The following is a 6,489-nucleotide window of genomic DNA, read 5'->3' on the forward strand; positions in this document are numbered from 1 at the left end:
GAGCCGGTCAGCGCGGCGTACGTGACCAGCGCGCCGGCCGCCGCGGCCTGGCCGGCCGGCGTCGGGCCGTCGCCGACGTCGCGCGGGCGGCGGATGCGTGCGAGCACCGGGTCCGTCTCGTCCTCGGCGGTGTCGTAGAGGCCGTCGTCGCCCGCGAACCGGTCCAGCACCTCGTCGAGCAGCCGGCCCGCGAGCGCCACGTGCTCGGCGTCGCCCGTCGCGCCGTAGAGAGCGAGCAGCCCCTCGGCCAGGTTCGCGTAGTCCTCGAGCACGCCTGCGGCACGCCCGACGACGCCGTCGCGCGACGCCCGGGCCAGGCGGAGCACGTCGCCGTCCTGCCGCAGGTGGGTCCGCACGAGCGCGGCGGCGTCGGAGGCGGCGTCGACCCAGTCGGGCCGGTCGAGCAGGCTCCCGGCGTCGGCGAGCGCGGCGATCGCGAGCCCGTTCCACGACGCGACCACCTTGTCGTCCCGCGCGGGCCGCGGGCGCGACTCGCGGGCGTCCGCGAGGCGGCGCCGCACGCGCGCGAGCCGCTCGGCGTCGTCCGGGTCGGCGAGCAGCTGGAGCACCGAGGCGCCCTCCTCGAAGGTGCCGCCCGGGGTCACCTCGAGGACCTCGGCCGCCCAGGCGCCGTCGTCGTCCCCGAGGACCTCGACGAGCTCACGCGGCGTCCAGACGTAGAACGCGCCCTCGTGCGCGTGGCCGTCCGGGCTGCCCGGCGGCACTGAGTCGGCGTCGAGCGCGGACGCGAAGCCGCCCTCGGGCGTCCGCAGCTCGCGGATCATCCAGTCGGCGGTCTCGGTCGTGACGCGGTGCGCGAGCGGCGAGCCGGTGAGGCGCCACCGGTGCGCGTAGACCCGCAGGAGGAGCGCGTTGTCGTAGAGCATCTTCTCGAAGTGGGGGACCACCCAGTCGGCGTCGACGGAGTAGCGGGCGAAGCCGCCCCCGAGCTGGTCGTACATGCCGCCGCGGGCCATCCGCTCGAGCGTGCGCGTCGCCATCGCGAGCGCGTCGGCCGAGCCGGTCCGCGCGCCGTGGCGCAGCAGCCACTCGAGCAGCATCGACGGCGGGAACTTCGGGGCGCCGCCGAACCCGCCGCGCGTGGCGTCGAACGAGCCGGCGAGGGCTCCGAGCACGGCGGTCAGGTGGTCGGGCTCCACGGCCGCGTCCGTGGGCAGGGCCACGCGGCCGCGCTCGCCGAGCGCCTCGCGGATGCCCGCGGCGCTCTGGTCGACCTCGCCGCGGCGGGTGGTCCAGGCCGCGGCCATGCTCGCGAGCACCTGAGGGAAGGACGGCATCCCGCTCACGGGCCGGGGCGGGAAGTACGTGCCGCAGAAGAAGGGGTCGCCGTCGGGCGTCGCGAAGACGGTCATCGGCCAGCCGCCGTGGCCGGTCATGGCCTGCGTCGCCTCCATGTAGATGGCGTCGACGTCGGGCCGCTCCTCGCGGTCGACCTTCACGCACACGAAGTGCTCGTTCATGAAGCCCGCGGTGGTCTCGTCCTCGAAGGACTCGTGCGCCATGACGTGGCACCAGTGGCAGGCCGCGTAGCCGACGGAGATCAGCAGCGGGACGTCGCGCTCGCGCGCCGCGGCGAAGGCGTCGTCGCCCCACTCGAACCAGTGCACCGGGTTGTCGGCGTGCTGGCGCAGGTAGGGGCTCGTGCTCTCGGCGAGGCGGTTGCGCATGCGTCCACTCTCACGCGTCGGCGCAGCGCGGGCGACCGCACCGGCACGCCGCCGCTCCTGCCTACGTGTGTGACGGGTGTCGGTGGCCCCCACCACACTGGGCGCATGGCGACGGACGACGAGAAGGCGATGCTCCTGCGGACGCTGCGCGCGCAGCGCGCGGCCCTGCTCAGCAAGATCGACGGGCTCGACGAGTACGACGCGCGGCGACCGCTCACGCCGACCGGCACCAACCTGCTGGGGCTGGTCAAGCACGTCGCGAGTGTCCAGCTCGAGTACCTCACCGACGTCTTCGGGCGCCCCACCGGCCGCGAGCTGCCCTGGCTGGCGGACGGCGCGGAGCCCGACGCCGACATGTGGGTCACCCCGCAGGAGACGCGCGACGACGTCGTCGCGCTGCACCACTTCTCGGCGGAGCACGGCGACGCGACGGTCGAGGCCCTGCCGCTGGACGCCCCTGGCCGGGTCCCGTGGTGGGCGGCCGAGCGGCGCGACGTCACGCTGCACCAGATCCTCGTCCACGTGTGCGTCGAGACCGCGCGGCACGCGGGGCACGCGGACATCCTCCGGGAGCTGATCGACGGCGCGGTCGGCCTCCGGCCGGGCAGCGGCGGCGTGACGCGACGGTCCGCGGCGCGGTGGGCGGAGCACCGGGCCCGGATCGAGGCCGCGGCGACCGAGGCCGCAGCCCCGGCCGGCGGCTGAGAGGGCCGGCGCTCCGGTCGGGTGGTCGCCGGCGTGGGGCCCTGTCGGCGGCCCGCGGCGGGGCTGCCCCGACGTCCGTCTCGGCCGCGCCGCGCTCGGCTCTCGCCGTGGACGGCCGCGCTGCGAGCGTCGGGACGGCGGCTCCCGTAGGGTCTCCCGCGAGTCCGTGGTCGCCTGCGGGCATCCCGAGCACGTGACCCACACCGAGCAGAGGAGCACCATGTCGTCGTCCGGCCAGCCGCCCTACCCGCCCTCCGAGCCGCCGGCCGGTGGCGGGGGCCCGGTTCCCCCCTACGGCCAGGCACCCGACCAGTCCGCGCCCGGCGCCTACGGACAGCCGCCCCAGGCGCCGCCGCACGCCCAGCCGCAGCAGCAGCCCTACGGCCAGCCGCAGGCCTACGGCCAGCCGCCGCAGGCGCCGCAGTACCAGCCCGGCCCGGGCGCCTACGGCCAGCCCTACGGTCAGCCGCAGGCACCGTCCGGCCCGCCGACGCTCTCGATCATCGCCTTCGTCCTCTCGGCGATCGCGATCCTCTTCGTCCCGATCCTGTTCGGTGGTGGCGCGATCGCGTGTGCCGCCGTCGCGATGCGACGCAACGAGAAGCCGGCCAAGATCGCCCTCATCGTGGCGATCGCCTGCACCGTGGTCGGGCTCGTGCTCGGCTTCATCGTCGGTGCGCAGATGGCGCAGTCCGGCCTCTGACGTGTGACGAAGCCCCCCGCCGCACGCGGCGGGGGGCTTCGTCGTCCCTGCGCGCTGCCGAGCACCCCCTCGCCGACGCAGCCCTGGTCGCCGCGGGCCGGCGTCGCTAGCGTCGAGCGATGATCACCGGTGCCGCCGCGCTCGGGTGGCGCCTGGCACGCCACGCGCTGGACCCGGTCGCGGACGGCGACGCGGCCGACGTCGTGCGGCGCGTGGTGGCCGTGCGCGGCTGGCCCGCGGAGACGGCCGACCTCGCTGTCCGCGTGCGCCAGGCCGAGCCGCGACCGGGCGGCCTCGAGCACGCCCTCGCCACGGGTGACCTGATCCGCAGCTGCGCCTTCCGCGGCGGCTCGTACGTGTTCACCCTCGAGGACGCGGCGTCCCTGCTCGCCGCGCGGACCGCCACCCGGGTATGGGAGACGGCGCGCTACCAGCAGCAGGGGCAGTTCGTGGTCGACGACTGGGAGCGCCTGCGGGAGGCCGTGCGCGACGCGCTCGCCGCCGGACCGACGACCCGCGCGGAGCTCGGCGCGCACCTGGCCGGCATCCCCGCACTGCGGCACCTGGCCGACGCCGCGAGCCGTGGCACGGGCAGCGACGCCCTGCTCAAGCCGCTGCACTGGTGGGGCGTCCTGTGCTTCGGACCGACGCGCGACGGGCAGTCGACCTTCCGCCTGCTCGAGGGCGACCCGGGCTGGCCCGGTCCGCTGGACGTCGACGATGCAGGACGCAGGGCGTGCCTGCGGTACCTCGAGGCGTACGGCCCTGCGACGACGAGCCACCTGGCCTACTGGCTCTCAGATGGACTCAGCGTGCCGCGCCGACGCCTCGACGGGTGGCTCGCCGACCTCGGCGCTGCGGTGACGACCGTGGACGTCGACGGTGCCGCGATGCTGGCGCGCGCCGCGGACGTCGACGAGCTCAGCGCCGCCGAGCCGTCGGACTCGGTCGTGCTGCTGCCCGCGTTCGACCCGTGGCTGCTCGGGCCCGGCACGGCCGACCCGCGGATCGTCGGGGCGGCGCGGCGGTCGCTCGTGTCGAACGGCGCGCGCACCGTGGTCTGGCGCGGTGCCGTCGCGGGGACGTGGCGGCGCGGGCGAGGCGAGGTGGCGGTGTCCTGGTTCGCCGAGGCCGGCAGCGCCCCCGTCGCGCGGCTCGAGGCCCAGGTCGAGCGTCTGGCCGCCCTGCTCGGCGAGGAGTCGAGGCTCACGCTCGAGGTCGTCTGACCCCTCCGCGCGGAAGCTGAACGCTGTGGTCCCAGCCTCCGTGTCGGCGGTTAGCGGCTGCCGTCTCAACCGTCCGTGCGGGCGATGTGACTCAAGTGGCTTATGAGGTCACCGCGACGCCACACCAGCCCCATCGGCCCCATGCGTCACATGCGCCGCACGGAAGGATGGGTGCGGGGAAGGCGGACGGACGGGCGTGGGGCAGAGGGACGCGCGGACGGGCGTGGGGAAGGGGACGCACGGACAGTGCGGGGAAGGGGGACGGACGAGTCTGGGAGAGGGGTGGGCTCGCGTGATCGTGTCCGCCGCCGGCCGACCGGGCTCGCGCCTCGGCCAGGCGCGGGGCTCAGTGGAGGCGGGCGAGGAGGCCGGCGAGGTCGTCGAGCGGAGCCGGGCGGCCGAGCAGGTAGCCCTGCGCGCGGTCGCAGCCCGCGGCCCGGGCGGCTTCGTACTGCGCGGGCGTCTCGATGCCCTCGGCGACGACGCGCGCGCCCGCAGCCTGACCCGCGGCGACGACCTGGCGCACCGCCTCGGCCGAGCCGAAGGTCGCGTCGTCCAGGCCTGCGGTCAGGCCGCGGTCGACCTTCACCTCGCCGACCTGCAGCTGGCTGAGGCGCTCGGGCGAGGACGCGCCCGTGCCGATGTCGCTCACGGACACGCGGACGCCGCGGCGCCGCAGCGCGAGGGCGACGTCGCGCGCGGAGTAGATGTGGCCGAGCACGTCCCGCAGGCCCATCTCGACGGTGAGCAGCTCGAGCGGCAGGTTCGCCGCGCGCGTCGCCGTCTCGACCTCGGTGATGAAGCGCGCGTCGGTGAGCTGCGACGCGGTGACGTTCACGGCCACCTCGACGCGGTAGCCGCGCGCGGCCAGCCAGGCGCCGTCGCGGCACGCGGTGCGCAGCGCCCAGGAGTCGATCATGCCCATGAGCCCGGCGCTCTGCGCGAGCGGCAGGAACTGCGCCGGCGTCAGCAGGCCGTGGTCGGGGTGCGCCCAGCGGATCAGCGCCTCCATCGCGACGACGGTCGAGGTCCGCATGTCGACCTGCGGCTGGTAGTGCATGCGCAGCTGGCCGCCGCCGAGCGCCTTCTGGAGCTCGGTCTCGAGCGAGTCGGGCCGCCGGGCGAGCAGCCCGAGCGCGAGCTGGGCCGCCGCGGGGGCTCCGTCCGCCGGGGACGACGGGGTCGTGGCGCGGGTCGTCGTGGCGGTCTCGAGCGTGGTCATGGCGGTCCTTCCGGTAGCCCGGCCGACCGCGTGGGTCCCGTGGCTTTGCGTCCCCGCCTCGCAGCGGGTTTGCCCTTGTCGATGTCCCCCTCCGGGACCTTTCGCCACGTGGGAGCGCCCGGAGCCGGTGCCATGACGCGACTTCCCGAGATTCGCCCCGGCTTTCACCCGCTCGGCCCTCGGACGGCGGATCGGGGCGACGCGCGACGGCGTCAGCCCTGCGCGAGCCGCACGATGGTCGCGACCGCGGGCTCGATGAGCCCGAACGCCTCGGCGTAGAGCGCGTCACCGCGGCCGTAGGGGTCGACGACGTCGTCGTCCCCGCCGGGCACGCGCCCGCGCTGCGCGGCCGCGAGCGGGACGATCGCGGCGAGGCGCTCGGCGGGTGTGCCCGCGGGGATCGCGCCCGGGTCGACGGCCGCGGCGAGGCGGGCGAGCTCGAGCAGCGTGAAGGTGCGGCGCACGCTGGCGGGCGCGAGCTGGACGATCGTGCTCCGGTGGTCGCGCGTGAGCGCGAGGACGAGCTCGGCGTCGCGCGCGAGCTGCTCGGTGAGCTGACGGGCCGCGAAGCCGTCGGCGCCCGCGCCGGCACGGGTCATGAGCGGGACCATCGGCGCGGACACGGGATGGCCGACGACGGCGCGCGTGCCCGCGCTGGCCACGGTCACGGTCGGGCCGAGCCCCGCGGCGAGGAGTCGCTCGACCGCGGGGGAGCGGCAGATGTTCCCCGTGCACACGGTCAGGATCGAGAAGGTCGCGGTGGGCAGCTCGGTCGTCACACGCACCAGTGTCGCTGCTCGCGCGCGGTGCCCTCGCCCGGCCGCGGGCGCACCGCCTCGTCGCGCCGCGCGCCCGCGACCCGGCGACGAACGCGCCCGAGCCCGCCGGAGTCCCGCCGGAGCCGCAGGTAGGCTCGCCCGGTTCGACGACGGGAGGGGCACGCGG

Annotated in this window: 6 protein-coding genes and 1 riboswitch; of the genes, 3 read left to right on the top strand and 3 right to left on the bottom strand. The window is 76.2% G+C overall.

Translation table 11 applies throughout. From position 1 onward, the window contains the following. A partial coding sequence (locus tag ICW40_RS17255) for a thioredoxin domain-containing protein (protein ID WP_221655240.1) occupies positions 1 to 1,688 on the bottom strand: 1,688 nt, incomplete at its 3' end. Positions 1,689 to 1,793: 105 nt separating this feature from the next. Between ICW40_RS17255 and ICW40_RS17260 the strand changes: the two genes are divergently transcribed. From ICW40_RS17260 to ICW40_RS17270, 3 genes are all read left to right on the top strand, one after another. Continuing rightward, positions 1,794 to 2,393 (top strand): DinB family protein, encoded by a 600-nt coding sequence (locus ICW40_RS17260; protein WP_221655241.1) that lies wholly within the window; start codon positions 1,794 to 1,796, stop codon positions 2,391 to 2,393. A gap of 220 nt (positions 2,394 to 2,613) precedes the next feature. Beyond that, the gene (locus ICW40_RS17265; protein ID WP_221655242.1) at positions 2,614 to 3,096 is read left to right on the top strand and encodes a hypothetical protein; all 483 of its coding nucleotides are present in this window, start codon (positions 2,614 to 2,616) and stop codon (positions 3,094 to 3,096) included. Between the two features lie 119 nt (positions 3,097 to 3,215). After that, positions 3,216 to 4,322: a DNA glycosylase AlkZ-like family protein gene (locus tag ICW40_RS17270; protein ID WP_221655243.1), complete on the top strand. Its 1,107-nt coding sequence runs from the start codon at positions 3,216 to 3,218 to the stop codon at positions 4,320 to 4,322. A 346-nt stretch (positions 4,323 to 4,668) separates the two neighbouring features. Here ICW40_RS17270 and ICW40_RS17275 read toward each other — a convergent pair whose 3' ends face one another. Beyond that, a complete protein-coding gene (locus ICW40_RS17275) occupies positions 4,669 to 5,544 on the bottom strand; it encodes an EAL domain-containing protein (RefSeq protein WP_221655244.1) in 876 nt (291 codons plus the stop codon). 9 nt (positions 5,545 to 5,553) lie between these two features. After that, a riboswitch (cyclic di-GMP riboswitch) is annotated at positions 5,554 to 5,628 on the bottom strand. Positions 5,629 to 5,756: 128 nt separating this feature from the next. Next, complete coding sequence (locus tag ICW40_RS17280) at positions 5,757 to 6,323, bottom strand: arsenate reductase/protein-tyrosine-phosphatase family protein (RefSeq protein WP_308121887.1); 567 nt, start codon at positions 6,321 to 6,323, stop codon at positions 5,757 to 5,759. Positions 6,324 to 6,489 lie beyond the last annotated feature (166 nt).

Origin of the sequence: Actinotalea ferrariae (assembly GCF_019733465.1) — a bacterium.
GTDB lineage: Bacteria > Actinomycetota > Actinomycetes > Actinomycetales > Cellulomonadaceae > Actinotalea > Actinotalea ferrariae_A.

What these genes read in the sequence shown, in the direction of transcription:
- ICW40_RS17260 (WP_221655241.1), top strand. Translation starts at nt 1,794, where the DNA reads ATGGCGACGGACGACGAGAAGGCGATGCTCCTGCGGACGCTGCGCGCG.
- ICW40_RS17265 (WP_221655242.1), top strand. Translation starts at nt 2,614, where the DNA reads ATGTCGTCGTCCGGCCAGCCGCCCTACCCGCCCTCCGAGCCGCCGGCC.
- ICW40_RS17270 (WP_221655243.1), top strand. Translation starts at nt 3,216, where the DNA reads ATGATCACCGGTGCCGCCGCGCTCGGGTGGCGCCTGGCACGCCACGCG.
- ICW40_RS17275 (WP_221655244.1), bottom strand. Translation starts at nt 5,544, where the DNA reads ATGACCACGCTCGAGACCGCCACGACGACCCGCGCCACGACCCCGTCG.